Below are 24,700 nucleotides of genomic sequence, written 5' to 3'. Positions count from 1 at the left end.
TGCCCGTAAGTTACTAACGAGTAAACAATGTGTGACCCGAGACACTACTATGGGTGACATGGGGGAAGAGGGGTTGGCGGGCACGCACAACACCGCCCCGGAACCGAAGGAGCTCCAAATGCAGGAATTAACAGTCCCTCCGCTGGTGGAGAACCCGCCGCAGACCAACATCACCGACCTGCTCCTGCGCCATGCCCGGTCAGCAGCCGACCCCGCGCTGCTGGCCAAGCCAGGCCCGAACGGGACCTGGATCGACATGCCGGCATCGGAGTTCGCCGCGGACGCTTCCGCCCTGGCCAAGGGGTTCATTGCCTCCGGCATTGCGCCCGGGGCACGCATCGGCCTGATGGCCCGCACCCGCTACGAGTGGACGCTGGTCGATTTCGCCATCTGGTTCTCCGGCTGCGTCACGGTTCCGGTCTACGAGACCTCCTCCCCCGGCCAGGTCGCCTGGATCCTGGGCGACTCGCATGCAGTTGCCGCCGTCGTCGAGGCCCCGCGCCATGAAGCCGTCGTGCGCCAGGCCGCCCACCAGGAAGGCCTGGACGCGCTGGAGCACGTGTGGCAGATCGACGGAGACGGGCTCGATGCCCTGCGCGAGGCCGGCAAGGACGTTGATGACGCGGTCCTGGAGGAGCGCCGCTCCGCCGCCAACCTGGACTCGCTGGCCACCATCATCTACACCTCCGGGACCACCGGGCGGCCCAAGGGCTGCGAACTGACACACTCGAACTTCGTCCAGCTCAGCGACAACGCCGCGGCAGCGCTGCCCGAAGTCGTCTTCCCGGGCGCCGCAACCATCATGTTCCTGCCGCTGGCCCACGTCTTCGCCAGGTACATCTCGGTGCTCGCCGTTGCCGCGGGCGTGAAGGTGGCCCACACCGCCGACGTGAAAAACCTGTTGCCTGACCTGCAGTCCTTCCAGCCGAACTTCATCCTCGCGGTGCCGCGCGTCTTCGAGAAGGTCTACAACTCCTCGATGCTCAAGGCCGAGGACGCCGGCAAGGGCAAGATCTTCCATGCCGGCGCCGACACCGCCATCGCGTTCTCGCGCGCCGAGCAGGACGGCAAGGTCCCGCTGGCCCTGAAGCTCAAGCACAAGCTCTTCGACGTGCTGCTGTACGGCAAGATCCGTGCAGCCATGGGAGGGAAGGTCGTGCACGCGGTCTCCGGCGGCGCCCCGCTGGGCGAGCGTCTGGGACACTTCTTCCACGGCATCGGGCTCACGGTGTTGGAGGGCTACGGACTGACCGAGACCACCGCCCCGATCACGGTGAACACCCCCACGCACCTGAAGATCGGCACCGTGGGCCGGCCGCTGCCGGGCAACAGCGTGAAGATCGCGGCCGACGGCGAGATCCTGGCCAAGGGCTTCTGCGTGATGCGCGGCTACTACAACCGCCCGGACCTGGAGGCGGAGACCTTCACCGACGGCTGGTTCCGTACCGGGGACATCGGAGAGCTGGAGGCCGACGGCTTCCTGCGCATCACCGGACGCAAGAAGGAAATCATCGTCACCGCCAGCGGCAAGAACGTGGTCCCGGCCATGCTGGAGGACCAGATCCGCGCCGACTCGCTGGTTTCCCAGTGCGTCGTCGTCGGGGATGCCCGCCCGTTCATCGCGGCACTCATCACGCTGGACGCGGATGCTCTTCCGGGCTGGCTGGCCCGCCACCAGCTGCCCGCCGACACCACCGTCGCGCATGCCGCCCAGCTGCCGCAGGTCCACGACGCCATCGCCGCGATGGTGGAAAAGGCCAACACCGCTGTCTCGCGGGCTGAGGCCATCAAGGAATTCCGTATCGTGCCCACGGATTTCACCGAGGACTCCGGACACCTGACCCCGTCGCTTAAGATCAAGCGCTCCCAGGTGCTCAAGGACTACGAGGCAGTGCTCGAGGACATCTACTCGGGGTCCAAGCCCCGCGCCTAGCGCCGAATCCGCACCACGAGACGCGCGGGACGGGCACCGATTTGGTGCCCGTCCCACGCGTTTCCTGCTTAATCCGGCACCCGGTGCCGGAGCGAAGGTCCTGCGCTACAGCGGGTCGCCAGCGCCGACCGGCATGCCGAGGCCCAGCAGCGCGTTTTCCACGACCTCGCTCAGCGCCGGGTGGATCCAATAGGGCCCGCGGGCCATCGAGTTCACGTCCAGTCCCGAGTACATGGCCTGGATCAGCGGCTGGATGAGCAGCGAGGCTTCGTGTCCCATGATGTGGGCGCCCAGCAACAGGCCGGTGTCCTTGTGGGCCAGCAGCTTCACGATGCCCTCTTGATCCTCCATGGCCCAGCCGTAGGCGGTGGACCCGTAGGGCTGGACGACGGAAAGCACGGCATCACCGTGTTCGGCGCGGGCTTCTTCCTCGGTGGCACCGACGTAGGCGATCTGCGGGTTGCTGAACACCGCCGCCGGGACGGCACGGCGGTCCATGGGCCTCATGTCGTCGGGGTTTTCCAGGTTGTGGACCACCACGCGTGCCTCGCGGTTGGCCACGTGCTTGAGCTGCTCGGTGTTTGCCGCATCGCCCAGGCCGAAGATGCCCTCCACCGGCCGGCCCGCGGCCAGGATGCGCTGGTAGTCATCGAGAACCAGTGAGCCGTCCTCGCGCGTGTCGAACCCGAGCTCGGCGACTCCGAGCCCGTCGGTGTTCGGCGTCCGTCCGGTGGCCACCAGCACCACGTCGGCCTCCAGCTGCAAGGGCCGCCCGTCGCGCTCCAAGCTGACCGTCAGGACGTCCCCCTCCTTCTCGATGCCCTGCAGCGCCGCGTCGAGCTCGACGCCCCAGCGCTTGGAGGCGGCCTGCGTGAAGGCCGCGGAAATGTCGGCATCCTGCCGGCGCATCAGGGCGCCGGAGCGGTTCACCTGGATGACCTCGCTGCCCAGCGCCCAGAAGACCGCAGCGAACTCGCTGGCGATGTAGCCGCCGCCCAGGATCACCAGGCGCTTGGGCAACTGGTCCAGGCGCATGATGGTGTCGGAGGTGTGCACGCCGGGCAGGTCGATGCCCGGCACCTGCGGCAACACGGCGCGCGAGCCGGTGGCGATGACGAACTTGTCCGCGGTGATGCTCTGGCCGCTTTCGGTGAGCAGCTCGTTGCGCGAGGCGAACCGGACGTGCTCGGTGTAGAGTGTGACGTTTTCCAGCTCGTGGGCGCGGTAGTTCTTGCCGGCCTCGGAAATGGCGTCGATGCGCCCGAAGATCCGGTCCCGCATGGACGCCCAGTCGGCCCCGTCGAACGTCATCGACACGCCAAGGGCCTTGGCCTCGGCGACGGATGCGGCCAGCTGCGCCGGGTAGACGAACATCTTGGTGGGGATGCAGCCGACGTTCAGGCAGGTTCCGCCGAAGATGCCGGCATCGATGATCGCCACCTTCCGCCCGTCCCAATGCTCGGTGATCAGCGAGTTGCCGGATCCGGATCCGATGATTGCCAGGTCGTAATGTGCCATGGGGTGCTTAGCTCTCCTGAAGGATGGTGGATAGTTCGTCGACAAGTTGGTCAATGGCCGCCCGTGCTGCCCGCCGCGGGGCCCGCGCACCTGTCGCGGGGATGCTCAGGGCCGCGTCAAAGGGAAGCAAGGTCACCGGCCGGTCGAGGTCCGCCGGGAGCTGCAGCTCCCCGCCGTCCGCGGTGCCGAGGTTAACAACAATGAGAGTGCGTGCCTGCATTCCCTGTCTGTTGTTGGCCTCCAGCCAGCGCAGCTTGTCGCCCATCGCCGCGGTGATGGCAGGGTCCGCCGGGGAGACGAGCACCAGGGCGTCGGTGTCGCCAAGCATCCCGGAGAACGCGGCGCGGGCGAGGCCGGGACCTGCGGTCCGGATTCTCCACCCCTTGCCCTCGGTCCGGCGCTCCAGTGCGGCACCCAGGGTCTTGGCGCCCGCATGCTCCTCGAGGGAGACCAGCGTGATGACCTTGTGGTCCCGTGGTGTAGGCACGGTGCCCACTGTCGGCGCCGCGGCGTCCGACGTTGCGGAGGCGGAATCCTCCGGCGTGCCGTCTTCCGGTGTCGTGTCCGTGTCGGCATCGGCGTCGGCATCGGCGTCGGGAAGTGCTTCGGAATCGGGGTGGCCTGCGGCCGCCTCGGCCGGGGCGTCGTTTTCCGGCGCGGGGAGCTCCGCTGCTTCGTCTGCCGTGGCTTCGAACACCGCTGCTTCGTCTGCCGTGGCTTCGAACACAGCTGCTTCGTCTGCCTGGGCGTCGGGCGCCGGGGCGTCTTTCCCGGGCTCATCGCCAGTGGCGGCAGCGGGCCGGGCGTCTGCGGGTGTCGGCTCCTCGGCCGGTGCCGGCACCGGTTTTTCGGTGGTTTCCCGGGGTGCCGGGTTGGGTGCGGCGGTCGGTGCCGCGTAGCCGGCGGGTCCGGGCTCCGGCGTCGCCGGCCGTGCCAGCCGCGCAAATAGTCGTGCAATAAAGCCTGCCCGATTGATGGCCATGGGACCTCACTCCTTCCAACGGCGATCCGGTCTCGGTCCGCCGCCTGCTCTTTGCCGCTGGTGCATCCACTGGCCATTGGCACCCTAACACGCAAGCGAGGATGGACCCGTCCCAGGCCCCGGCATCGGGGCGGGCGGGTCCATCCTCGCGCGCACTTCATGGTTGCCTGCTGTGCCGGCCCGCGACTGCGGACCGGCACCGGGCGGCTATGCGGGGTCGATGACCACCAACAGGTCCCCGCCCTGCACCTGGGCGGTGCCACCGATCGCCAGGCGGGCCACGGTGCCGGCCACCGTGGAGGTGATCCCGGCTTCCATCTTCATGGCCTCGATGGTCGCAACGGTGCCGCCAATCTCCACGCGGTCGCCCACTGCCACCTGGGCCGTGACGGCGCCGGCGAACGGGGCGGCAATGTGCCCGGGGTTCGCCGAGTCTGCCTTTTCCGCGGCAACCACCGTGGACTCCACCGACTCGTCGCGCACCATCAGCTGGCGGGACTGGCCGTTGAGCGTGACAGTCACGGTGCGCAGGCCCTTCTCATCGGGCTCGGAGATCGACTGCAGGATCACCAGCAGGCGCACGCCCTTGCCCAGGGACACCACGTGCTCGCGGCCCTTGACCAGGCCGTAGAGGTAGTCGCGGGTGTGCAGGACCGACAGGTCGCCGTAGTTCTCCACGCTCGCCGCGAAGTCGCGGGTCGGGCCGGCAAAGAGCAGGCGGTTCAACGTGGCGCGGCGGGTGGCCGAGTCGGCGTTCAGCGCCGCGGAGTCCTCGGCCGCAAGCTCCTCGACGTGCGGGCGCACGACGCGGCCCTCGAGGGCCTTGGAGCGGAACGGCTCGGGCCAGCCTCCCGGGGGATCGCCCAGTTCCCCGGAGAGGAACTGGATGACCGAATCCGGGATGTCGAAGGACTTCGGGTCCTTCTCGAACTCGGCCGGGTCAACGCCCATGCCCACCAGCTGCAGGGCGAGGTCGCCCACCACCTTGGAGGACGGGGTGACCTTGACCAGGCGGCCCAGGATGGCGTTGGCCGCGGTGTACATGTCCTCGATGGCCTCGAAGCGCTCGCCCAGGCCCAGCGCGATGGCCTGCTGGCGCAGGTTCGAGAGCTGGCCTCCGGGGATCTCGTGGCGGTAGACGCGTCCGGTCGGGGCGGCAAGCCCGGATTCGAACGGGGCGTACATGGTGCGCACCGATTCCCAGTAGGGCTCCAGCGACGCGGCGGCCTCCAGGGAGATCCCGGTGTCGCGCTCGGTGTTCTCCAGTGCAGCGATCAGCGCGGATGCCGATGGCTGGGAGGTGGTCCCGGACATCGAAGCCGCAGCGACGTCCACCGCATCGACACCTGCATTGATGGCTGCCATCAGCGTGGCCGACTGGCCGCCTGCGGTGTCGTGGGTGTGCAGGTGCACCGGCAGGTCGAAGCGTTCGCGCAGCGCGGTGACCAGCTTCGTGGCCGCCGCCGGACGCAGGAGCCCTGCCATGTCCTTGATCGCCAGGATGTGTGCGCCGGCGTCGACAATCTGCTGCGCCAGGTTCAGGTAGTAATCCAGCGTGTAGAGATCTTCCTTGGGGTCCAGCAGGTTGCCGGTGTAGCACAGGGCCACCTCGGCGACCGCGGTGCCGGTCTCCCGCACCGCCTTGATGGCCGGGGCCATCTGCGAGACGTCGTTCAGCGCATCGAAGATGCGGAAGATGTCGATGCCGGTGGCCGCCGCTTCCTTCACGAACGCGTCGGTGACCTCGGTCGGGTACGGGGTGTACCCCACGGTGTTGCGTCCACGCAGCAGCATCTGCAGCGGGATGTTCGGCAGCTCGGCACGCAGCAGCGCCAGGCGCTCCCACGGGTCCTCGCCCAGGAAACGAAGCGACACATCGTATGTCGCGCCTCCCCAGACCTCCATGGAGAACAGCTGCGGCATCACGTGGGCGTATGCCGGGGCCGCGGCCAAAAGGTCGCGGGTACGCACGCGGGTGGCCAGCAGCGACTGGTGCGCGTCACGGAAGGTGGTGTCGGTGACTGCCACCGCCGTGGAGTCGCGCAGCGCCTTGGCGAAGCCCTCCGGGCCAAGTTCCAGCAGGCGCTGGCGCCACCCGGCAGGCGGGGCCTGGTCCGAGGGGCCGTCAAACGGGCTGCGCTCCGGCTCGGAGGCCTTGTCCCCCGGGAATGCCGGAAGCTTCTTGCGCGGGTCGATGCCTTCGATCCGTGCGCCGTTGGGCTGGTTGACCGTGACATCGGCCAGGAACGACAGCGCCTTGGTGCCGCGGTCCTGGGACTTCTTCCCGGCCAGCAGCTCCGGGTGCTTGTCGATGAAGTCGGTTGCGGCCTCGCCGGCCAGGAAGGTCGGGTCGTCAAGCACGTTCATCAGGAACGGGATGTTGGTGGTCACGCCGCGGACCCGGAACTCGGCCAGCGCACGGCGGGCGCGGGCCACAGCCGTGGGGAAGTCGCGGCCGCGGCAGGTGAGCTTGACCAGCATCGAGTCGAAGTGCGGGGAAACCTCGGCGCCGGTGTAGATGGTGCCGCCGTCCAGGCGCACGCCGGAGCCGCCGGCCGAGCGGTACACGGAGATCGTTCCGACGTCCGGGCGGAAGCCGTTGGCGGGGTCCTCGGTGGTGATGCGCGACTGCAGGGCGACGCCGCGGATCTGCAGCTCGTCCTGGCGGATGCCCAGGTCTTCCAGGGTCTCGCCGGCGGCAATGCGCATCTGCGCCTGCACCAGGTCGACGTCGGTGATTTCCTCGGTGACGGTGTGCTCCACCTGGATGCGCGGGTTCATCTCGATGAACACGTGCTGCCCGGCGCGCTCGCCCACGGTGTCGACCAGGAACTCCACGGTTCCGGCGTTCTGGTAGTTCAGCGCCTTCGCGAACTTCACCGCGTCGGCGTAGAGCGCCTGGCGGATGTTCTCGTCCAGGTTCGGTGCCGGGGCGATTTCGATGACCTTCTGGTGGCGACGCTGCAGCGAGCAGTCGCGCTCGAAGAGGTGAACGATGTTGCCGTGCTCATCGGCCAGGATCTGGACCTCGATGTGGCGCGGACGCAGCACTGCCTGTTCCAGGAACACCGTGGGGTCACCAAAGGCGCTTCCCGCCTCGCGCATGGCTGCCGAGAGCGATTCGGCAAGCTGGTCGCGGGTGTCGACGCGGCGCATGCCGCGACCGCCGCCGCCGGCAACTGCCTTGACGAAGATCGGGAAACCGATCTTGTCGGCTTCCTTGGTCAGGAACTCAAGGTCGTCGCTGGGGTCCGAGGACTGCAGCACCGGAATGCCCGCCGCCCGTGCTGCACGCAGCGCGGCAACCTTGTTGCCTGCAAGCTCGAGGACCTCGGCCGCCGGGCCGATGAATTTGATGCCCGCTTCGGCGGCCGCCCGCGACAGCTCGGGGTTCTCGGACAGGAATCCGTAGCCCGGGTAAATGGCATCCGCGCCGGCTTCCTTGGCGACGCGGATCACCTCTGCAACATCCAGGTAGGCGCGGACCGGGTGGCCCTCTTCGCCAATCCGGTAGGCCTCATCGGATTTCTGGCGGTGAATCGAGTTGCGATCCTCGTATGGGTATACGGCGACAGTCTTCGCGCCCAGCTCGTAGCCGGCGCGGAAGGCGCGAATTGCGATCTCGCCGCGATTGGCTACCAAGATCTTCTTAAACATGGCGCTCCTGCGAAATGACGTGGGGATGAATGACGCTCACGAATTTCAGGGTCTGAATTCGTGTTTGAGGGGCCGAACGTGTGTGTTTCGGCGCCCAACGACACACACTACCGTGATGGGGCACACGCTTGGCAAAAGATTTCGGCGGGCACGAAATAGTGGTGTCAGCTGGTCGTTCGGGCCCGTGGCGGCAAAGGATCCAGAACCCGATTATGATGTTGAGGGAACCAATCGTTAAGTCGTGAGCAACTAACAGTAGAAAAGGGCGTGGTCCGTTCCGTGCAGGTAGTGAGCATTAGCAGCCTTAAAGGTGGCGTAGGGAAGACCTCCGTTACATTGGGGCTAGCTTCGGCCGCCCTTGCCGCTGGTATCCCCACACTCGTGATCGACCTGGACCCGCACGCCGATGCCAGCACCGGGCTGGGCGTGCGCGCCGACGGCAAGATGACCATCGGGCGGATGCTGAAGGCCTCCCGCAAGGCGAATCTGACCGAGAACATCGTCTCCAGCTCCTGGCAGGCCAAGGCCGTATCCAAGCGCTCACTGACCCGGGTACCCGTGCTCGATGTGGCAGTCGGCGACGCCTACACCGGCATCTACGACCGCCCCGACCTGCGCGCCCGCGATTTGCGCCGGCTGACCCAGCTGCTCTCCAAGACCTCCGGCTACGCCCTGGTGCTCATTGACTGCCCTCCTTCGCTCAACGGACTTACGCGGATGGCGTGGAGCGCCAGCGACCGCATCCTGCTGGTTGCCGAGCCCTCACTCTTCTCCGTGGCCGGAACCGAACGCACGCAGCGTGCCCTGGAAATGTTCCGCAAGGAGTACGCACCGGACCTCGGCCGCATCGACGTGGTCGCCAACCGGGTGCGGAAGGATTCGGACGAGCACCGATTCCGCCTCACCGAAATGCGTTCGATGTTCGGCACCTCGGTGCTGAGCCCCGAGCTTCCGGAGTTCGCCGACTGGCAGCAGATCCAGGGCGCCGCCTACTCGGTTCACCAGTGGCCGGGGCGGCCCGCGCAGAAGACGGCTGGGTTGTTCGACGAGTTGCTGCGCAACATCACCGACACTGCAGCGAAGCCCGGACGAAGCTAGCCGGCACTTTCTCGCACCACCGGGCAACGCTCCGGAAACGCAAAAAACCGCTCAATGAGTCTCCCGGGCAATGCCCGGAGGACGTAGGGGCGGTTTTTTATTGGCGGATTCCACCGCGCGGACGCAGCCGCCATGGCGGAGATGAAAAAGGACGGGGCCGGATGCGACCTGCTTGCGCCCAGGCGCAGCGGCGGCCTCCGGCCCCGTCCACAAGAATTCTTGTGCTGCTGCTGGCCTAGCTGGCAGACCTCTTCGAGGCGCGACGCAGGGCCAGTTCGTCCCCCGGGTAATCCGTGGCACGTTCGCTGGGAAGCTGCGACAGAGATCCCTCAACCTCGCGCCACACGCGCCCGACGGCGATCCCGAAGACTCCCTGGCCGCCCTGCACCAGGTCAATGACCTCATCCGCGGAGGTGCATTCGTACACCGACGCGCCGTCGCTCATCAACGTGATCTGGGCAAGGTCTTCAACCCCGCGCTCGCGAAGGTGCCCGACAGCGGTCCGGATCTGCTGCAGGGACACTCCGGTGTCAAGAAGCCGCTTGACGACCTTGAGCACCAGGATGTCGCGGAAACCATAGAGACGCTGGGACCCCGAGCCCTTGGCGCCGCGCACGGCAGGTTCGACCAGTCCGGTACGTGCCCAGTAGTCGAGCTGGCGGTAGGTGATGCCTGCCGCCTTGCAGACGATGGGGCCCCGGTATCCGGCGTCTTCATCGAGAACCGGCAGATCCTCGGTGAAGAGGAGTCCTTGGGTATTGCGATGTGACGCGGCGTGCGTCGGTGTGGCCGCGTGTTGGTCGTCCGTGGGATTCATTGGAATCTCCTTGCTCAAGCGTCCCCGTGAGGGAAAGAGGGCTGCCGGGCGTGGAACGACTCCGTTGCGAGTGAAACCGAAATCCGCGGGTGGCAAACCTTGGGAACTTATGCTTCGACGGTACGACTACATTGGGGCTGCGTCAAAGACCTTCAAGCTTAACTTGAGGCGTGTCGCGGACGGTCGTCTATTTATCGAAGTCTTCCGGCTCGACCTCGTTGAGGAATTCGCGGAATTCCCGCACCTGGTCCTCCTCCCCCTCGGCGACTTCGGCGTCGTCCGAAACCATCACCGAGGCCTCGTCGAGCACCCGCTCGTCGCACAGGATCGGGCATTGCGCCCGCAGCGCCAGGGCGATGGCGTCGGAGGACCTGGCATCGACTCGGACGTCGTCGGCGAAGACCAGTTCCGCAGTGAAGACCGCGTTGAGGACAGAAACGATCTCCACGCGCACCAATGGCGCGTGCAACGCCTGCAGGGTCGAAATCATCAGGTCGTGGGTCAGCGGACGCGGCGGGACAATGCCTTGCTGGAACATGGCAATGGCCGATGCCTCGGGGGCGCCGATCCAAATCGGCAGGTGGCGTTGGGTGTTGGCTTCCTTGAGCAGGACAAGCGGCTGGTTGGAGGGAAGTTCTATGCGAACTCCCACAACTTCAAGTTCTTGCATGGTTCGCTCCTTAACTCGGGTCGCTGCATCGCGCAGCCACCGTGTGTCCGGCCTAGTGATCCAGCTTGGCGATGGCGCCGTTGACCAGTGCACCATGCAATGCCATGCAGGCATCGCTGATTTCGCGGGCGGTTTCCGCGGCCCTGGCACGCGACGCCACATCTCCGCGGCTCATGTGGGGAGCCACGACGCGTTCAACCAGCCCCACTTCACGATCGGCCGCCGCGCGGAAGGCACGCAGGTGGCGCGGCTCGATGCCGTGCGCCGCAAGTGCCGCGGAGGCTGCGGCAATCCTTTGGGCGTGCTCGTCGAAGCGATCGTTGTCCGGCGCGATCATGCCAAAGGCAAGCAGGTCGTTGACCAGCTCGGGGCTGGCACCGCACAGGCCCTGCAGCTCGGCCTTGGTCACCGGGCGGGTTCGGGCAACCAGGTCCTGGGTCATCTGTTCGCTGATGCTTCGCGGGGCCAGGGTGTGGCCGCCGGGCAGCTGGTCGGGCCGGTCACCCCGGTCAACGGCGTCCAGGTAGTCCTTGATGACCTTCAGCGGCAGGTACTGGTCCCGTTGCAGGCCCAGGATGAAGCGCAACCGGCCGACGTCGTCGGGGAGGTACTTGCGGTACCCTGCCGAAGTTCGTTGCGGGGTCAGCAGTCCCTTTTCCTCGAGAAAGCGGATCTTCGACGCTGTGACCTGAGGGAATTCATCATGAAGCTCCGAAAGGACCTCGCCGATATTGAGCGCCACGGCACGCTGGTTATCGCCGGCAACAACTGCCAGTCGCGGGTTTCGGGCTGCCTCATTCACTACGTTGTCCTGCTTAGTCGCGGGTGTTGGCCGGGTTGTTGGGCAACGCGTTGTAGAAGGTCAGTCGGAATTTTCCGATCTGCACTTCCGAGCCGTTGGCCAGGCGCACCGAGTCCACCCGGTCGTTGTTGACGTAGGTTCCATTCAAGGAACCGCTGTCGACGACGCTGAAACCTTCGGCATTGCGAATGAACTGCGCGTGCTTGCGCGAGACCGTGACGTCATCGAGGAAGACGCCGGCGTCCGGGTGGCGTCCTGCCTGGGTCACGTCCTGATCGAGCAGGAAGCGTGCACCCTGGTTAGGTCCTGAGTGTGCAATCAACAACGCGGAACCTTGCGGCAGGGCGGAGACGGCAGCGCGCTCTTCAACACTCAGTCCATAGAAGACAACAGGTTCACGCGTCACCGGTGGCAATGCAATTCCCGTTGTCTCGGTAGACGACTCGTGCTGCTGCTTAGGCACCCGAGCTTCAGCCATTTCCGGTCCTCCAAAAATCTTTCTCATAATTCCCTTTGGACGTTGTCCAACCCCAAATTGAGGCAATCGTCCTATCACCAGATTAGCCTACTAGCCACCAGTTGGTTTTCGTGAATAACCAAGCAGTTAATCTCCGCAGTTGCGCATTCGGCATGGGAGGATGCACTCATGCCTGATATCGAAAACACAGACCCGTCACCCACGGACGGATCCCGCCGACCCGAATCGAAGACCCGCTGGGGCCTGCGCATTGGACTGGGCGCCGCGGCGGTCGTACTGCTGGCAATCGTCTACCTTGTCGTCCGCCTATTCCTGCCCGTTTGGTGGGCCACAAATATCGGAAACCAAACCCAGGGATCACTCACCAGCGGAATCATCCTTGGCCTCGTATATGGCTTTGTATTCACCTTCGTTCCGCTGCTCGTTGTCTGGCAGGCCCGGTACAAGAAGGTGTCATGGCCGTGGAAGTCCGTCATCGTGGTGGTTGCCGTCTTGCTGGCGATCCCGAACCTGCTGACCCTGAGCATCTACGCAAATTCGTCCAGTGCCGCCGCCAAGGCCAGGTCCATGATCGACATCAGCGCCACATGGTTCCCGTCGTGGTCCATCGGCGGTGCCGTTGCCGCCTTGGTGCTCTTCGTGGGCATTGCCGCGTTCTGGCACCTGTGGCGTGCGCGTGGCAAGAAAATGAAGGCCCTGAAATCAGAGGTGAAGAGCCAAGGCGCGATGAGGGACGCCGCGGAACAGAAACGGGACGATCGACCCGCCCCGGCCACCGAATCGGGTCAGACCGCCCCTCAGACCCCTGTCTGGGCGCCGCGGGAGGACTCCGAGGATCCCACCAAGTCTTCCAGCTGACCTCCGCTGGAGCCAGCCACCATCCAAGGGCGCCTCGCCAAGCCATCCCCCGCCATGCGGGGTTGCCGCTTGGCCGGGCGCCCTTTGCGTCTGCCACGAGATTGTTCGATGATCGGCGCGAAGGTTCCCTGACTCGGCCTGGACGGGCCACTCCCCCGCGCGCCAGGGTCACTGCGGCGGGACCTTCTGCACCATGCGACCGCCCGGCGGCAACGCGGCTTCGTTGACGCCTGCGCATTGAGGGCGAGCCGCCACGTGGCGCAAGGTCACGGGCGCCGGATCACGGGCGCAAGCAATTCCCTCGCAAATCCGGTAGGTCGAAAATCCTCGGGCAAGCCACTGGCAATCTTATTTCGACAGGGATCCAAGGAACCACGGAAGCAAGCAGATATGCCGAACGTCCCCGGAACATGGAAAAACCCCGGCAGTTCAACGCTACTTCGTTGATCTGCCGGGGTTTTAACCGGTCGGGCTAGCGGGATTCGAACCCACGGCCTCCTGACCCCCAGTCAGGCGCGCTACCAAGCTGCGCCATAGCCCGGTTGCTTTCGCAGCCGTTCTCCCTCACTCTCGTGAAGGTGCCGTCTGCGAAAAGCTCCGTGATTACCCTACCCTATTTTTTGGGCTACTTCGAACGCTGGCGCTTTTCGCGCACTCGCATCGACACTTCAATGGGGGTTCCCTCGAAGCCAAAGGTCTCACGAAGCCTGCGGGTAATGAATCGACGGTATCCGGGATCCAGGAAACCTGTGGTGAACAGCACAAATCGCGGCGGACGCGAAGAGGCCTGGGTGCCGAAGAGAATACGCGGCTGCTTGCCTCCACGCAGGGGGTGCGGGTGCGCCGCCACGAGCTCGCCCAGGAAGGTGTTGAGCTTGCCGGTGGAGATGCGCTTGTCCCAGGATTCCAGGGCCGTGTGCAGGGCAGGAACGAGCCTGTCCTTGTGCCATCCGGTCTTGGCCGAGATGTTCACGCGCGGTGCCCACTCGACGTGTGCCAGATCGGTTTCGATCTCGCGCTCCAGGTAGCGGCGGCGGTCATCGTCCATCAGGTCCCACTTGTTGAACGCAAGCACCAGGGCACGGCCCGAATCGATGGTCATCTGCAGGATGCGGACATCCTGCTCGGAGAGGACCTCATCGACGGCCAGCAGCACGACGGCGACCTCGGCCTTTTCGAGGGCGGCCTGGGTGCGCAGCGAGGCGTAGTAGTCCGAGCCCTGGGCCATGTGCTGGCGGCGGCGGATGCCTGCGGTGTCAACGAAGCGCCAGACCTCGTCGCCAAGCTCCACGAGCTCGTCGACCGGGTCGCGGGTGGTGCCGGCAACGTTGTCAACGACCACGCGCTCGGAGCCGGCCATCTTGTTCAACAGCGAGGACTTGCCCACGTTCGGGCGGCCGACCAGGGCGATGCGGCGGGGGCCGCCGCGCGGGATGATCCCGCCGAAGGCGGAGTACGCGGGAAGCTTGGACACCACTTCGTCAAGCAGGTCAGCGGCGCCGCGGCCGTGCAGGGCCGAAACCGGCCAGGGCTGGCCGAAGCCAAGGCCCCAGAGGAACGCCGAGTCGGCTTCCTGGTTCTGGTCATCAACCTTGTTGGCCACCAGCAGCACCGGCTTCTTCTTCCGGCGAAGCATCTTCACGACTGCCTCGTCGGTGGCGGTCGCGCCAACGCGGGAGTCAACGACGAAGAGGATGACGTCGGCGATGTCGGCGGCAACCTCGGCCTGCTCGGCCACGCGGGCGTGGATGCCCTTGGCATCGTGCTCCCAGCCGCCGGTGTCGACGACGGTGAAGTTGCGTCCGGCCCATTCGGCCTGGTAGGAGACGCGGTCGCGGGTCACACCCGGAACATCTTCCACGACCGCCTCGCGGCGGCCCAGGATGCGGTTGACCAGCGTGGACTTGCCCACGTTGGGGCGCCCGATGATGGCCAGGACCGGCGGGATGACCTCGTCGGCGTCGTCGTCGAAGTCATCGCCCAGGTGCGCCAGCAGTTCGGCGTCTTCCGGGTCCAGTTCGTAGTCGTCGAGGCCGGCCAGCAGCGCGGTGGCGCGTGCGTCGGCATCCTCGTCGCTGATTTCGGCCAGGCGGTCGGCGATGTGGTCCTCGTTGTTGAACGGGACGTACTCGGCGCCCTCGTCCGGAAGCAGGCTCTCACTCATGGTGTGGTTCCTTTGCGTTGCGTGCCTCCACCAAACGCGGAAGCCGGTATCAATTCAAGCATGTACCCCGTCTTGGTGGGGAGCCTTCGCTCCGCGCCGAGGCGGGGTTGGTGATCCGCCGGCGGCGGATCGGGAGGTTCAGTTAGTCGGCCTGGGCATTGATGGCCTCGAGCACGGCTGTCACCGTTTGCTCGAAATCCAGGTCCGAGGAGTCCACGGTTGCCACCCCGTCGGCGGCGACGTGGAAGTTCACCACCGTCGAATCCTTGGCGTCGCGGGCGAGCACCTGGGCCTCGAGCTCGGCATCCGACTGGGTTCCGCCCAGCTGCAGGCCGCGGCGGCGCAGGCGCGCCTCCTCGGAGGCGGTGAGCAGGATGCGGGCGTCGGCGTCGGGGGCCACCACGGTGGTGATGTCCCGGCCCTCGGCCACGATGCGCGGGTGTGCGGCGATGATGGCCCGCTGCCGGGCGACCAGTTCGGCCCGGGCGGCAAGGTTGGTGGCCACCGCGGAGACTGCCTCGGAGACGAACGGCTCGCGGATCGCCTCGGTCACGTCCGTGCCGTGGATGGTGATGCGTTCCACGTCGGGATCGGTGGAGATGAACAGGTCCGCGGCCTTGACCGCTGCGGCAACCGCCTCGGCGTCGGAGAGGTCCGTGCCGGCATCCAGCGCATGCCAGGTCACGGCGCGGTACATCGCGCCGGTGTCGAGGTAGGCGGCGCCCAGGCGGCGGGCGGTTTCCTTGGAAACCGAGGACTTTCCGCTGCCCGAGGGGCCGTCGACGGCCACCGTGATTTTCTGCATTACTGCACAACCTTCCATCCAAGTGCGCTGAGCACCGTGATCAATTCTTCCCGGCGTCCGGGGATGACGGAGATGTCAACCAGCCCGATCTGGTGCCCGGCGGAGTGTTCCATCCGCAGGTCTTCCATGTTGATCCCGGCGTTCCCGACATCGGCCAGCAGCCTGGCAACCTGGCCTGGCTTGTCCTTGACCGCGACGGTGACCAAGGCAAAGGCCTGGGGCGGGGCGCCGTGCTTGCCCGGGATCCGCGCCTGCCCGGCGTTGCCCTCCCCCATCAGCTGGGCGAGGTCAAGCAGTGCCCCGGGGGCCGAGGGGTCCTCGAGCGTGCCGATGAGCCGCTGCAGGTCCTCTTGCATGCCACGCAGGATCGGCACCAGGGCGCCGGCATTGTGGCTGAGGATCTGGATCCACAGCTTCGGGTCGCTTGCGGCGATCCGCGTGGTGTCGCGCAGCCCGTTGCCCGCAAGCGCCAGCGAATGCCCCGGTGCGTTCAGCAGCCGGGAGGCAATCAGCGAGGAGGCGACCTGCGGGAAATGCGAGATCAGCGCGACGGCTGCGTCATGGTCGGACGCGTTCAAGCGTGCAACCGTGGCACCCAGGTCGATGGCAAGCGCCTCGGCGGTCTTCACCGAGTCCCCGCGCGATCCGGCATGGGCGCAGATGACCCACGGCATGGAGGTGAACAGTTCGCCGCGGGCCGCGGCCGGGCCGGAACGCTCGCGCCCCGACATCGGGTGCGTGCCCACGTAGCGGCCCAGGTGCTCCTCGGTGATGCGCGGATCTGCCCGCACGGCATCGAGGATCGAGCCCTTGACCGAGGCGATGTCCACCACGGTGGACATCGGGAAGTCCAGCAATGCCTGGGCCACGACCTGTGCCGTGACATCCGGCGGGGCGCCGACGACGACCAGCTCGGGCGCCAGCGGTCGCCCGGGGACGAGAATGGTGCCCGCGCCGATGTCCTGCGCGACGATTTGTGCGCTGGGCGAGGGGTCGGCAAGCCAGACGTTCAGTCCGCGCTGGCTCAACCCCAGCCCGACGCTGGTGCCCAGCAGCCCGGTGCCGATGACCAGAATCGGTCCGGCCAGGTGCGTGGTGGGCATGTGGCTACATCCCCACCATTGCCAGCAGGTGCCCGACTTCCTGGTTGCCCAGCGGGCGGATGGTGCCCTGCTTCTGGTCGCCCAGGCGGATCGGGCCGACCTGGACGCGGACCAGGCGGGTCACCGGGTGTCCTACCTCTTCGAAGAGGCGGCGGACGATGCGGTTGCGGCCCGAGTGCAGGATGACCTCCACGAGCACGTGGCCCGGGGTGGAATCGACCAGCTTGAAGGAGTCGACCGACTGCCAGCCGTCCTCGAGCTTGATGCCCTTCTTCATCTGAGCGCCGATCCCTGCGGCCATCGGGCCGCGGACCTGCACCAGGTAGGTCTTGGGGACCTCGTAGGACGGGTGGGCAAGCCGGTTGGCGGCCTCGCCGTCGTTGGTCAGGATCAGCAGGCCCTCGGTCTGGTAGTCAAGGCGACCGACGTGGAAGAGGCGCTCCTGGCCCTTCTTGCGGATGAAGTCGGAGATGCACCTGCGGCCCTCGGGGTCCTCCATGGTGGAGACGACGTTGCGCGGCTTGTTGAAGACGAAGTACCTCATGTCGGCGTTCAGCTGCAGGCGCATGCCGTCCACGTGCACGGTGTCGCGCTCGGGGTCGATGCGGATGCCGGGCTCGGCGATCAGCACGCCGTTGACCTCGACGCGGCCGTTGGCGATCATTTCCTCACAGACGCGGCGCGAAGCCACACCCGCGTTGGCCATGACCTTCTGCAGGCGCACGCCCTCGAGGTCAGAGTGCGCGGCTGCTGCCTGGGCCCGCTGGGTCGGCTTGGTGCGCTCGGCGCTGACCGGGCCCAGGTTCTTGCCGAAGCGTTCCTTGCCGAAGGCCTGGGGGCCGGCGTACTTCTTCTTGGCCGGGGCACCAGACTTCTTGCCCTGCTTGGGTCCGCCGTGGGTCTTGGACCAGGAACCGGTCGAGGACTCGGAACCGGATTCGGAGCCCGAACGCGGGTTTGACGAGCGTGGATTTTGGTTGGAACGGCCAGCACCGGTTGCTCCTCGGCCGTTGCCGGAGCCGGAGCCTTGTGGGCGCTGGTTGCCGCGGCCTGGGCGGGATCCCTGGTTCATGATCTGTCCTTATGTTGTTTCTTGGTTCGCCTATTGCCAGGGCGAATCAACGTCGTATTCGTCGATGTCACCCACTCCGGGAAGATGCGGGGAGAGCCTGGGCAGCTCGGAAACGCTGCCCAATCCCAATCTTTCCAGAAAGTACGAGGTGGTCTGATACAACGTGGCACCACTTTCACCGTCGTCGGGTGCTTCGTGGATCAGCCCGCGCGTCAGGAGAGTGCGCACCACCGAATCGACGTTGACCCCGCGAATCGCCGCGATCCTGCCGCGGGAAACCGGTTGCCGGTAGGCGATCACTGCCAATGTCTCCAGCGCTGCCTGGGTAAGTCTTGCCGTTTGACCGTCGATGACGAAGCGTGAAACGAAGGGAGCAAAATCACGTCGGGAGAAGATGCGCCAGCCGCCGGCCAATTCACGCAGCTCAAAACCGCGTGGTGTATCCCCACCATCATACTGTGCCCGCAGACTTTCAAGGGCCGCTGTGACGCGTTCCTCACTGACCTCAAGGACCTGTGCAAGGTGGCCGGCGGCGATCGGCTCGTCGATGACCATCAGCACCGCCTCGATGCCGGCCTCCAGCCCCCCGGGCAGCGCGTCGACGGCCGCTTCCGCGGTTCCGGGTGCCTGCCCCGTGTCGGGTGCGGCTAAGTGGTTCATGGATTTTCCCCCTGTGAGGCTTGTGCCAAAGTGGTGGATGTCTCTAACGGTTCGGCGCCCACGGCTTCGTATTCCTCGTCCAGCGCGCCGGGGTCCCAGTCGGCATCGGGTTCAAGCCAACGCACGTTCAGCGCATCCAGCGGCGCATCCTGGGAAAAGGCGATGACCTGTTCGCGGTACATCTCCAGCAGCGCGAGGAAGCGGGCAACGACCTCCAGGTGGCTGGCGGCGTCCGCGACCAGTGCGGTGAAGCTCAGTGAGCGGTGCTCCTTGAGCAGTGCCGCCAGGATCCCCGCCTGCTCGCGCACCGACACCGTGCCGCCGTGCAGGTGCGCGATCCCGACCTCGGTGGGTTCCGGGGCCTTGGGTGCCAGGGCCGCGGCGGCCAGCTGCGCCAGCACCTGGGGGGTGGTCTTGAAGACCAGCTCCGGAAGCAGAGCGGCGAAGTGCGCCTCCAGGCCCGCCTGGCGCGGGAAGCTGGTGGCCTCCTCGTGCAGCTTCCCGGCGATCCAGCCGGCGGCGTGCTTGAACGCCTTGTACTGCAGAAGCCGGGCAAAGAGCAGGTCGCGGGCCTCGAGCAGGGCCATGTCCTCGTCGTTTTCGACGTCGCTGCCCGGAAGCAGGCGGGAGGCCTTGAGGTCCAGCAGCGTGGAGGCGATGACCAGGAACTCGGTGGTCTCATCGAGCGCCTTGGCTCCCTCGCGTCCCCGGAGCAGCTTCAGGTAGGCGATGAATTCGTCGGTGACCTCGGCCATCGCGATCTGGGTGATGTCCAGCTCGCGCTTGGCGATCAGCGAGAGCAGCAGGTCGAAGGGGCCGGAAAAGTTTTCCAGCGAAACCCGAAAGCCACCGGCCGAATCGTCGGGGACGATTCTGCCGGTGGCGGTGTTTTCGGCGGCGGGTGCCGTCATTACGGGGCGCCGCCGCGGGAGATCAATTCCCTCGCGAGCTGGCGGTAGGCCTCGGCGCCGGGGTGCGTGGCGGCGTAGCTGGTGATGGGTTCGGCGGCGACGTTGGCGTCGGCGAACTTGATGGTCCGGCGGATGACGGTCTCGAAGACGGTGTCCCCGAAGGCCTCGACCAGCCGGCCCACGACCTCGCGGCCGTGCAGCGTGCGCGGGTCGTACATGGTGGCCAGCACGCCGTCGATGGCCAGGGCGGGGTTCAGCCGGTCCTGGACCTTCTCGATGGTCTCGACCAGCAGGGCCACCGCGCGCAGGGCGAAGAACTCGGCGGTCAGCGGGATGATGACGCCGTGGGCGGCGGTCAGCGCGTTGACTGTGAGCAGGCCCAGCGAGGGCTGGCAGTCGATGAGCACGATGTCGTAGTCGTCGGTGACCGAGCGCAGCGCGCGCTCCAGGACCTGTTCGCGGGCGACCTCGTTGACCAGCTGCACCTCGGCGGCGGAAAGATCGATGTTTGCCGGCAGCAGGTCCACGTTTTCGACGTCCGTGGTCAGGATGGCGTCGCGGATCTCGGTCTTGCGGTCCATCAGCACGTTGTAGACGGTGACGTCGAGCTCGTGCGGGTTGGTCCCGAAGCCGGCGGACAGGGCGCCCTGCGGGTCGAAGTCGACCAGCAGCACCTTGCGGCCGTACTCGGCCAGGGCCGCGGCGAGGTTGATGGTGGAGGTCGTCTTGCCGACGCCGCCCTTTTGGTTGACCATGGCGATCACGCGGGCCGGGCCGTGGGATTCCAGTGGCAAAGGCTCGGGGAAAATCGTCATCGGGCGACCCGTGGGTCCCAAGGGGGTGGGTTCCTTGAGCAAACCCGCGCTTCGCGACTTGCTGCCCTGTTCCTCGCTCACGGTATGAACCACGCTTCCGTTCGTTGTGCGATCTGGTTGACTACTTCAATCAAGGGTATAGGTTGCGCACCGGCCTTTGCCCAATCGGCGGCGCGGCGAGCCTTTACCTTGAAGTTGAAGTCCAATGTTATGGCGTGCCGTGAACGCTGCCCCGCGGCGCCGTCCCCGGCCAACGGGGCACGGCATGCCTGACGCCTTAACGGCACCGGTTAACGGCACCGGCCGCCGTGCTCGCATTGGCGAGCGCGGCGGCCGTGGCAGCGCGTTGGCGGGGCTAGTGCTCGTTGGCTGTCAGCGAGAGCTCGTCGAAGGGACGGTCCCCGGCAAGCACCGCGCGGGCCTGCTCCATGTCGATTTCCCTGGTCCACTTGCCGATCAGCAGCGTTGCCACTGCATTGCCGGTGAAGTTGGTCAGCGCGCGGGCCTCGGACATGAACTTGTCGATGCCCACGATCACGCCCATGCCGTCAAGCAGTTCCGGGCGGTGCGACTGCAGGCCTGCCGCCAGCGTGGCGAGGCCGGCGCCGGTGACGCCGGCGGCGCCCTTGGAGGCGACGATCATGAAGACCAGCAGGGAGATCTGCTCGCCGATGTTCATCGGCATGCCCATGGCCGTGGAGACGAATAGGGCGCTCATGGTCAGGTAGATCGCGGTGCCGTCGAGGTTGAAGGAGTAGCCGGTGGGAACCGTGATGCCCACGACCGGCTTGGAGACGCCCACGTGTTCCATCTTGGCGATCAGGCGCGGCAGCGCGGACTCGGAGGATGAGGTGGAGAAGATCAGCAGGTATTCGCGGGCCAGGTACTTCATCAGCGAGAAGATGTTCAGGCCTGTCACGGCGCGCAGCAGCGAGCCGAGGATCACGATGATGAACAGTGCGCAGGTGGCGTAGAAGGCACCCATGAGGATGGCCATGGAGCCGATGGCTGCCCAGCCGGTGGCGCCGACGACCGCTGCGATGGCACCGAAGGCGCCAACCGGGGCGATCCACATGATCATCATCATCAGGCGGAAGACCACGGCCTGGATGTTCCGGATGGCCCCGAGCACCGGCTCGCCGCTCTTGCCCATGGACTGCAGGGCGAAGCCCACGAAGAGTGCCAGGACCAGGGTCGGCAGCACCGGGATGTCGCCCGGGATCAGCTCAAGCAGGAACGTGACGGTGGCGTTCTCGGCTCCGCCTGCGGCGCCCTCGTAGGGCTGCAGCTTCAGTCCGGAACCCGGGTGGACCAGGTTGCCGACGAACAGGCCGATGGCCAGGGCGAAGGTTGACATGGTGATGAAGTACAGCAGCGCCAGTCCGCCGACCTTGCCGACCGTGGCGGCCTTGGCGATCGAGCCGATGCCCAGGACGATGGTGCAGAAGATCACCGGGGCGATGATCATCTTGATCAGCGCGACGAATCCGGTGCCCAGCGGCTTGAGTGCCTTGCCGAGGTCCGGGGCCACCAGGCCGATGGCCGCGCCGGCGACCACGGCGACGATCACCATGATGTACAGCCAGTGGGTGCGGTCCTTCTTGAGCGGTGGTTCCTGGTTCTCGATCGGGTCCCGGTCCAGGACTCCGCTCGCTGCCGGCGTCGTTGCCATGATGGCTCCTTCTAGGATGTTGCTGCTGTGGGGGTCTGGCGCTTCGACGCGCCGTGAGCTCTTCATCCATGGTGGGGCCCAAAGTGATCGAGATCTCTCTTGTGTTCATAATGGTCATGGCGCGCTTGTTGACGTGCCACCCAAGAGGAGCGCGATGTGCGCCACCCCAGGACCAGGAGAAGTGGAGGCGCCCCCCATGCCACGTGCGGCTTTGCGATCCCCCGCCACCCGGCACCGCGGCCGCGGCCCCTATTCGCTGGCCGCCCGCATTTTCGTCGCGCAGCTGGCACTGGTGGCGCTGGTGGTGTCGGCGGTCAGCGCCGCCGGGTACCTCAACGCCCGCGCCCAGGCCCACGATTTTGCCGCCAAGCGCGTGCTCTCGGTCGCCGAGACCCTCTCCCACGACCCGTTCGTGATCGACGCGGTGCAGGGGCCCGACCCCTCCGGGGTGCTGCAGCCCTTTGCCGGCCAGATCCTTCAACACGCCTCGGTGGATTTCGTGACCATCATGGACACCGACCGCACCCGCTACACCCACCCCACCGCAAGCGAGATCGGGCGCAAGTACGTGGGCAGCGTCGAGCGTGCCCTGGCCGGGGCCAGCCAGGTGGAGGACTATCCCGGCACCCTGGGCCCCTCGGTGCGCGCCATCACCCCGATCCGGGACGCCGGCGGCACCGTGATCGCGATGGTGGCGGTCGGCGTCACGCTGCAGTCTCTGGGTGTCACCCAGGCCGCGATCATCCCAGCAACGCTGCTGGTGGGGCTGCTGGCGGTGGGGCTCGGGGGCCTGTTCACCTACGCGCTGAGCCGGTACCTGCACCGCGCCACGCTGGGCTATGGCCCGGAGGAATTGCGCCGGCTCTACGCCTACTACTTTTCCGCCCTGCATTCGCTGCGCGAGGGCCTGGTGCTGGTCGATGCCAAGGGCAGGCTGGTGCTCTACAACGACCAGGCCGCCCAGTTGCTGGGCCTGCCCCCCGCAGGGTCGCTGCGCCCGCTGCCGGTGACGCAGGTGGGGCTGCCGGAGACCGTCGCCGAGCTCTTTGCCTCGGGGCGGCGCGCCACCGACGAGATCCACCTGACACAGAACCGGGTGCTGGTGATTTCCCAGCAGAACGCCGAGCAGCCGGATTCGGATCCCGGGGCGCGCGTGCGCTGGACGCTGCGCCGCAGGCAGGTGGAATCCTCGCTGGGCACCGTGGCAACGCTGCGAGACCACACCGAGGTCCAGGCGCTGACCGGCCAGCTCGAATCCCTCACCACGCTCACCGAGGCGCTGCGTGCCCAGACCCACGAGCACGCCAACCGGCTGCACACCGTGGCCACGCTCATCGAGCTGGGCCGCGAACGCGAGGCGCTGGAGTTCGCGGTGGCCGACAGGCAGGAATCCCAGCGGCTCACCGACGAATTCGTGCAGGCGGTCGACGAGCCCTACCTGACCTCGCTGCTGGTGGGCAAGGCGGCGCAGGCCCACGAACGCGGCATCACGCTGACCATGTCCGCCTCCGGCCGGCTGCCCGCCGGCGCCCTGGATGCCAGGGACCTGGTGACGATCACCGGGAACCTGCTGGACAACGCCTTCGATGCCGCCGCCGGGTCCGAGCAGCGCCGCGTCTGGGCCGACTTCGCCGCCGACGACGAGTCGGTGGTGGTCACGGTCGCCGACTCCGGGCCGGGCGTGGATCCGGATCTGCTCGACGAATACTTCCGCCTGGGCGTCTCCTCCAAGCCGGTGGCCGCGGGCAGCGGCTCGCGCGGGCTGGGCCTGGCGCTGGTGCGCCAGGCGGTTGCGCGCCTGGGCGGGTCCCTGGAAGTGGATAATGATGCCGGGGCCATCTTCACCGTGACGCTGCCGCTGGCCCACCGGCCGCGCCCGCCTGCCTGACCGCCGCGGGCCGACCCGCGGAGCCCGATTCCCCTCATACGACCAAGCCCAAGGAAGCACCGGTACATGGATCCGCACAGAGACCTCCGCGTTCTCGTGGTTGACGACGAGGCCACCACCGCCGCCGCGCACGCCAAGTTCGTCACCCGCGTCCCCGGCTTCGAGGTGCACGCCGTCGCGCACAGCGGCCAAGAGGCCTTCGCGGCCCTGGATGCCGCACAGGAGGCGGGCACGCCGATCGATCTGGTGCTGCTGGACATGAACCTGCCGGATTTGCACGGGCTGGACGTCGCCCGGCGGGTGCGCGGACGCGGCAACACCGTGGACATCATCGCGATCACCGCGATCAGGGACCTGAACGTGGTGCGCACCGCCATCTCCGCCGGCGTGACCCAGTACCTGATCAAGCCCTTCGGCTTCGCCGCGTTTTCCGAGAAGCTGGAGAACTACCGCAACTTCCGCCTCAACCTTGGCACCGCGGGCTCCTCCGCCTCGCAGGAGTCGATCGACAACGCGTTCGCCGCGCTGCGCTCGGTGGGTCCCGCCCCGCTGCCCAAGGGGCTGATCACCGAGACCCTCGGCGCCATCGCCGAGACCCTGCGCACGGCGAGCGCCGCGCTCTCTGCCACCGAGGTCTCCGAACTGCTGGACCTCTCCCGGGTCACGGCCCGGCGCTACCTCGAGCACCTGGCCGAGACCAAGCAGGCTGCCAAGGCTCCGCGACACGGGACCCGGGGCCGCCCGGAGTACGAATACACCTGGCGCCGGACGAACTGAGGCTCCCGGGGCAGTCCCCC

General features: G+C 66.8%; 20 protein-coding genes and 1 tRNA gene. 5 read left to right on the top strand and 16 right to left on the bottom strand.

The genetic code is table 11. The features are described from left to right. Positions 1-118 precede the first annotated feature (118 nt). A complete protein-coding gene (locus ACLQ7E_RS06255; protein WP_411731710.1) occupies positions 119-1,933 on the top strand; it encodes an AMP-dependent synthetase/ligase in 1,815 nt (604 codons plus the stop codon). Positions 1,934-2,038: 105 nt separating this feature from the next. On the opposite strand, the gene ACLQ7E_RS06250 is transcribed toward ACLQ7E_RS06255, so the two are convergent. The 3 genes from ACLQ7E_RS06250 to ACLQ7E_RS06240 form a co-directional block, all read right to left on the bottom strand. Continuing rightward, positions 2,039-3,451, bottom strand: a complete 1,413-nt coding sequence (locus tag ACLQ7E_RS06250) for a mycothione reductase (protein WP_411731709.1) — start codon at positions 3,449-3,451, stop codon at positions 2,039-2,041. Between the two features lie 7 nt (positions 3,452-3,458). After that, positions 3,459-4,433, bottom strand: coding sequence for a hypothetical protein (locus tag ACLQ7E_RS06245; RefSeq protein WP_411731708.1), 975 nt, complete (start codon positions 4,431-4,433; stop codon positions 3,459-3,461). 207 nt (positions 4,434-4,640) lie between these two features. Next, complete coding sequence (locus ACLQ7E_RS06240) at positions 4,641-8,090, bottom strand: pyruvate carboxylase (protein WP_411731707.1); 3,450 nt, start codon at positions 8,088-8,090, stop codon at positions 4,641-4,643. Between the two features lie 279 nt (positions 8,091-8,369). On the opposite strand from ACLQ7E_RS06240, the gene ACLQ7E_RS06235 reads away from it, so the two are divergent. Next, on the top strand, positions 8,370-9,188 hold the full coding sequence (locus ACLQ7E_RS06235; RefSeq protein WP_411731747.1) for a ParA family protein: 819 nt from the start codon (positions 8,370-8,372) through the stop codon (positions 9,186-9,188). Between the two features lie 235 nt (positions 9,189-9,423). Here the strand turns inward: ACLQ7E_RS06235 and ACLQ7E_RS06230 are convergent, their stop codons facing one another. The 4 genes from ACLQ7E_RS06230 to ACLQ7E_RS06215 form a co-directional block, all read right to left on the bottom strand. Continuing rightward, the gene (locus tag ACLQ7E_RS06230) at positions 9,424-10,005 is read right to left on the bottom strand and encodes a MerR family transcriptional regulator (RefSeq protein WP_411731706.1); all 582 of its coding nucleotides are present in this window, start codon (positions 10,003-10,005) and stop codon (positions 9,424-9,426) included. Positions 10,006-10,192: 187 nt separating this feature from the next. Continuing rightward, entirely contained in the window at positions 10,193-10,675 is a 483-nt protein-coding gene (locus ACLQ7E_RS06225) for a bifunctional nuclease family protein (RefSeq protein ID WP_411731705.1), read from the bottom strand. Between the two features lie 52 nt (positions 10,676-10,727). Next, the gene (locus tag ACLQ7E_RS06220; protein ID WP_411731704.1) at positions 10,728-11,477 is read right to left on the bottom strand and encodes a MerR family transcriptional regulator; all 750 of its coding nucleotides are present in this window, start codon (positions 11,475-11,477) and stop codon (positions 10,728-10,730) included. 13 nt (positions 11,478-11,490) lie between these two features. Continuing rightward, positions 11,491-11,955: an FHA domain-containing protein gene (locus ACLQ7E_RS06215; RefSeq protein WP_411731703.1), complete on the bottom strand. Its 465-nt coding sequence runs from the start codon at positions 11,953-11,955 to the stop codon at positions 11,491-11,493. Positions 11,956-12,123: 168 nt separating this feature from the next. Here ACLQ7E_RS06215 and ACLQ7E_RS06210 point away from each other — a divergent pair, with 168 nt between their 5' ends. Beyond that, positions 12,124-12,813, top strand: coding sequence for a hypothetical protein (locus tag ACLQ7E_RS06210; protein WP_411731702.1), 690 nt, complete (start codon positions 12,124-12,126; stop codon positions 12,811-12,813). A gap of 467 nt (positions 12,814-13,280) precedes the next feature. On the opposite strand, the gene ACLQ7E_RS06205 is transcribed toward ACLQ7E_RS06210, so the two are convergent. The 9 genes from ACLQ7E_RS06205 to ACLQ7E_RS06165 all read right to left on the bottom strand — a co-directional run bounded on the left by ACLQ7E_RS06205 (position 13,281) and on the right by ACLQ7E_RS06165 (position 22,015). Next, positions 13,281-13,354: transfer RNA gene (locus ACLQ7E_RS06205), tRNA-Pro, on the bottom strand. 84 nt (positions 13,355-13,438) lie between these two features. Further along, positions 13,439-14,977, bottom strand: coding sequence for a ribosome biogenesis GTPase Der (gene der, locus ACLQ7E_RS06200; protein WP_411731701.1), 1,539 nt, complete (start codon positions 14,975-14,977; stop codon positions 13,439-13,441). A 142-nt stretch (positions 14,978-15,119) separates the two neighbouring features. Then, positions 15,120-15,782 carry a (d)CMP kinase gene (gene cmk / locus ACLQ7E_RS06195; protein WP_411731700.1) on the bottom strand — a complete coding sequence of 221 codons (663 nt, stop codon included), beginning with the start codon at positions 15,780-15,782 and terminating at the stop codon, positions 15,120-15,122. Then, entirely contained in the window at positions 15,782-16,885 is a 1,104-nt protein-coding gene (locus ACLQ7E_RS06190) for a prephenate dehydrogenase (RefSeq protein WP_411731699.1), read from the bottom strand. Before ACLQ7E_RS06190 ends, cmk begins: the two co-directional genes overlap by 1 nt. Positions 16,886-16,889: 4 nt before the next feature. Next, complete coding sequence (locus ACLQ7E_RS06185) at positions 16,890-17,957, bottom strand: pseudouridine synthase (RefSeq protein WP_411731698.1); 1,068 nt, start codon at positions 17,955-17,957, stop codon at positions 16,890-16,892. Between the two features lie 30 nt (positions 17,958-17,987). Further along, positions 17,988-18,617: an SMC-Scp complex subunit ScpB gene (gene scpB / locus ACLQ7E_RS06180; protein ID WP_411731697.1), complete on the bottom strand. Its 630-nt coding sequence runs from the start codon at positions 18,615-18,617 to the stop codon at positions 17,988-17,990. After that, positions 18,614-19,528 carry a segregation and condensation protein A gene (locus ACLQ7E_RS06175; protein ID WP_411731696.1) on the bottom strand — a complete coding sequence of 305 codons (915 nt, stop codon included), beginning with the start codon at positions 19,526-19,528 and terminating at the stop codon, positions 18,614-18,616. Before ACLQ7E_RS06175 ends, scpB begins: the two co-directional genes overlap by 4 nt. Beyond that, positions 19,528-20,424, bottom strand: a complete 897-nt coding sequence (locus ACLQ7E_RS06170; protein WP_411731695.1) for a ParA family protein — start codon at positions 20,422-20,424, stop codon at positions 19,528-19,530. Before ACLQ7E_RS06170 ends, ACLQ7E_RS06175 begins: the two co-directional genes overlap by 1 nt. Before the next feature lie 274 nt (positions 20,425-20,698). After that, positions 20,699-22,015, bottom strand: coding sequence for a cation:dicarboxylate symporter family transporter (locus tag ACLQ7E_RS06165; RefSeq protein ID WP_411731694.1), 1,317 nt, complete (start codon positions 22,013-22,015; stop codon positions 20,699-20,701). A gap of 196 nt (positions 22,016-22,211) precedes the next feature. Between ACLQ7E_RS06165 and ACLQ7E_RS06160 the strand changes: the two genes are divergently transcribed. Continuing rightward, positions 22,212-23,903, top strand: a complete 1,692-nt coding sequence (locus ACLQ7E_RS06160) for an ATP-binding protein (RefSeq protein WP_411731693.1) — start codon at positions 22,212-22,214, stop codon at positions 23,901-23,903. Between the two features lie 66 nt (positions 23,904-23,969). Beyond that, entirely contained in the window at positions 23,970-24,680 is a 711-nt protein-coding gene (locus tag ACLQ7E_RS06155) for a response regulator (protein WP_411731692.1), read from the top strand. The last annotated feature ends 20 nt before the right edge of the window (positions 24,681-24,700 follow it).

The organism is Paeniglutamicibacter sp. (genome assembly GCF_046714615.1).
Lineage (GTDB): Bacteria > Actinomycetota > Actinomycetes > Actinomycetales > Micrococcaceae > Paeniglutamicibacter.
The sequence above is the reverse complement of the archived record's forward strand: the minus strand, read 5'-3'. Positions and strand labels throughout refer to the sequence as shown.

Bases quoted from the DNA above. Each gene is read 5' to 3' on its own strand.
- der (WP_411731701.1), bottom strand. From the start codon at position 14,977: ATGAGTGAGAGCCTGCTTCCGGACGAGGGCGCCGAGTACGTCCCGTTC.
- ACLQ7E_RS06225 (WP_411731705.1), bottom strand. From the start codon at position 10,675: ATGCAAGAACTTGAAGTTGTGGGAGTTCGCATAGAACTTCCCTCCAAC.
- ACLQ7E_RS06160 (WP_411731693.1), top strand. From the start codon at position 22,212: ATGCCACGTGCGGCTTTGCGATCCCCCGCCACCCGGCACCGCGGCCGC.
- ACLQ7E_RS06250 (WP_411731709.1), bottom strand. From the start codon at position 3,451: ATGGCACATTACGACCTGGCAATCATCGGATCCGGATCCGGCAACTCG.
- ACLQ7E_RS06255 (WP_411731710.1), top strand. From the start codon at position 119: ATGCAGGAATTAACAGTCCCTCCGCTGGTGGAGAACCCGCCGCAGACC.
- ACLQ7E_RS06185 (WP_411731698.1), bottom strand. From the start codon at position 17,957: ATGAACCAGGGATCCCGCCCAGGCCGCGGCAACCAGCGCCCACAAGGC.
- ACLQ7E_RS06240 (WP_411731707.1), bottom strand. From the start codon at position 8,090: ATGTTTAAGAAGATCTTGGTAGCCAATCGCGGCGAGATCGCAATTCGC.
- cmk (WP_411731700.1), bottom strand. From the start codon at position 15,782: ATGCAGAAAATCACGGTGGCCGTCGACGGCCCCTCGGGCAGCGGAAAG.
- scpB (WP_411731697.1), bottom strand. From the start codon at position 18,617: ATGAACCACTTAGCCGCACCCGACACGGGGCAGGCACCCGGAACCGCG.
- ACLQ7E_RS06155 (WP_411731692.1), top strand. From the start codon at position 23,970: ATGGATCCGCACAGAGACCTCCGCGTTCTCGTGGTTGACGACGAGGCC.
- ACLQ7E_RS06230 (WP_411731706.1), bottom strand. From the start codon at position 10,005: ATGAATCCCACGGACGACCAACACGCGGCCACACCGACGCACGCCGCG.
- ACLQ7E_RS06165 (WP_411731694.1), bottom strand. From the start codon at position 22,015: ATGGCAACGACGCCGGCAGCGAGCGGAGTCCTGGACCGGGACCCGATC.
- ACLQ7E_RS06190 (WP_411731699.1), bottom strand. From the start codon at position 16,885: ATGCCCACCACGCACCTGGCCGGACCGATTCTGGTCATCGGCACCGGG.
- ACLQ7E_RS06215 (WP_411731703.1), bottom strand. From the start codon at position 11,955: ATGGCTGAAGCTCGGGTGCCTAAGCAGCAGCACGAGTCGTCTACCGAG.
- ACLQ7E_RS06175 (WP_411731696.1), bottom strand. From the start codon at position 19,528: ATGACGGCACCCGCCGCCGAAAACACCGCCACCGGCAGAATCGTCCCC.
- ACLQ7E_RS06210 (WP_411731702.1), top strand. From the start codon at position 12,124: ATGCCTGATATCGAAAACACAGACCCGTCACCCACGGACGGATCCCGC.
- ACLQ7E_RS06245 (WP_411731708.1), bottom strand. From the start codon at position 4,433: ATGGCCATCAATCGGGCAGGCTTTATTGCACGACTATTTGCGCGGCTG.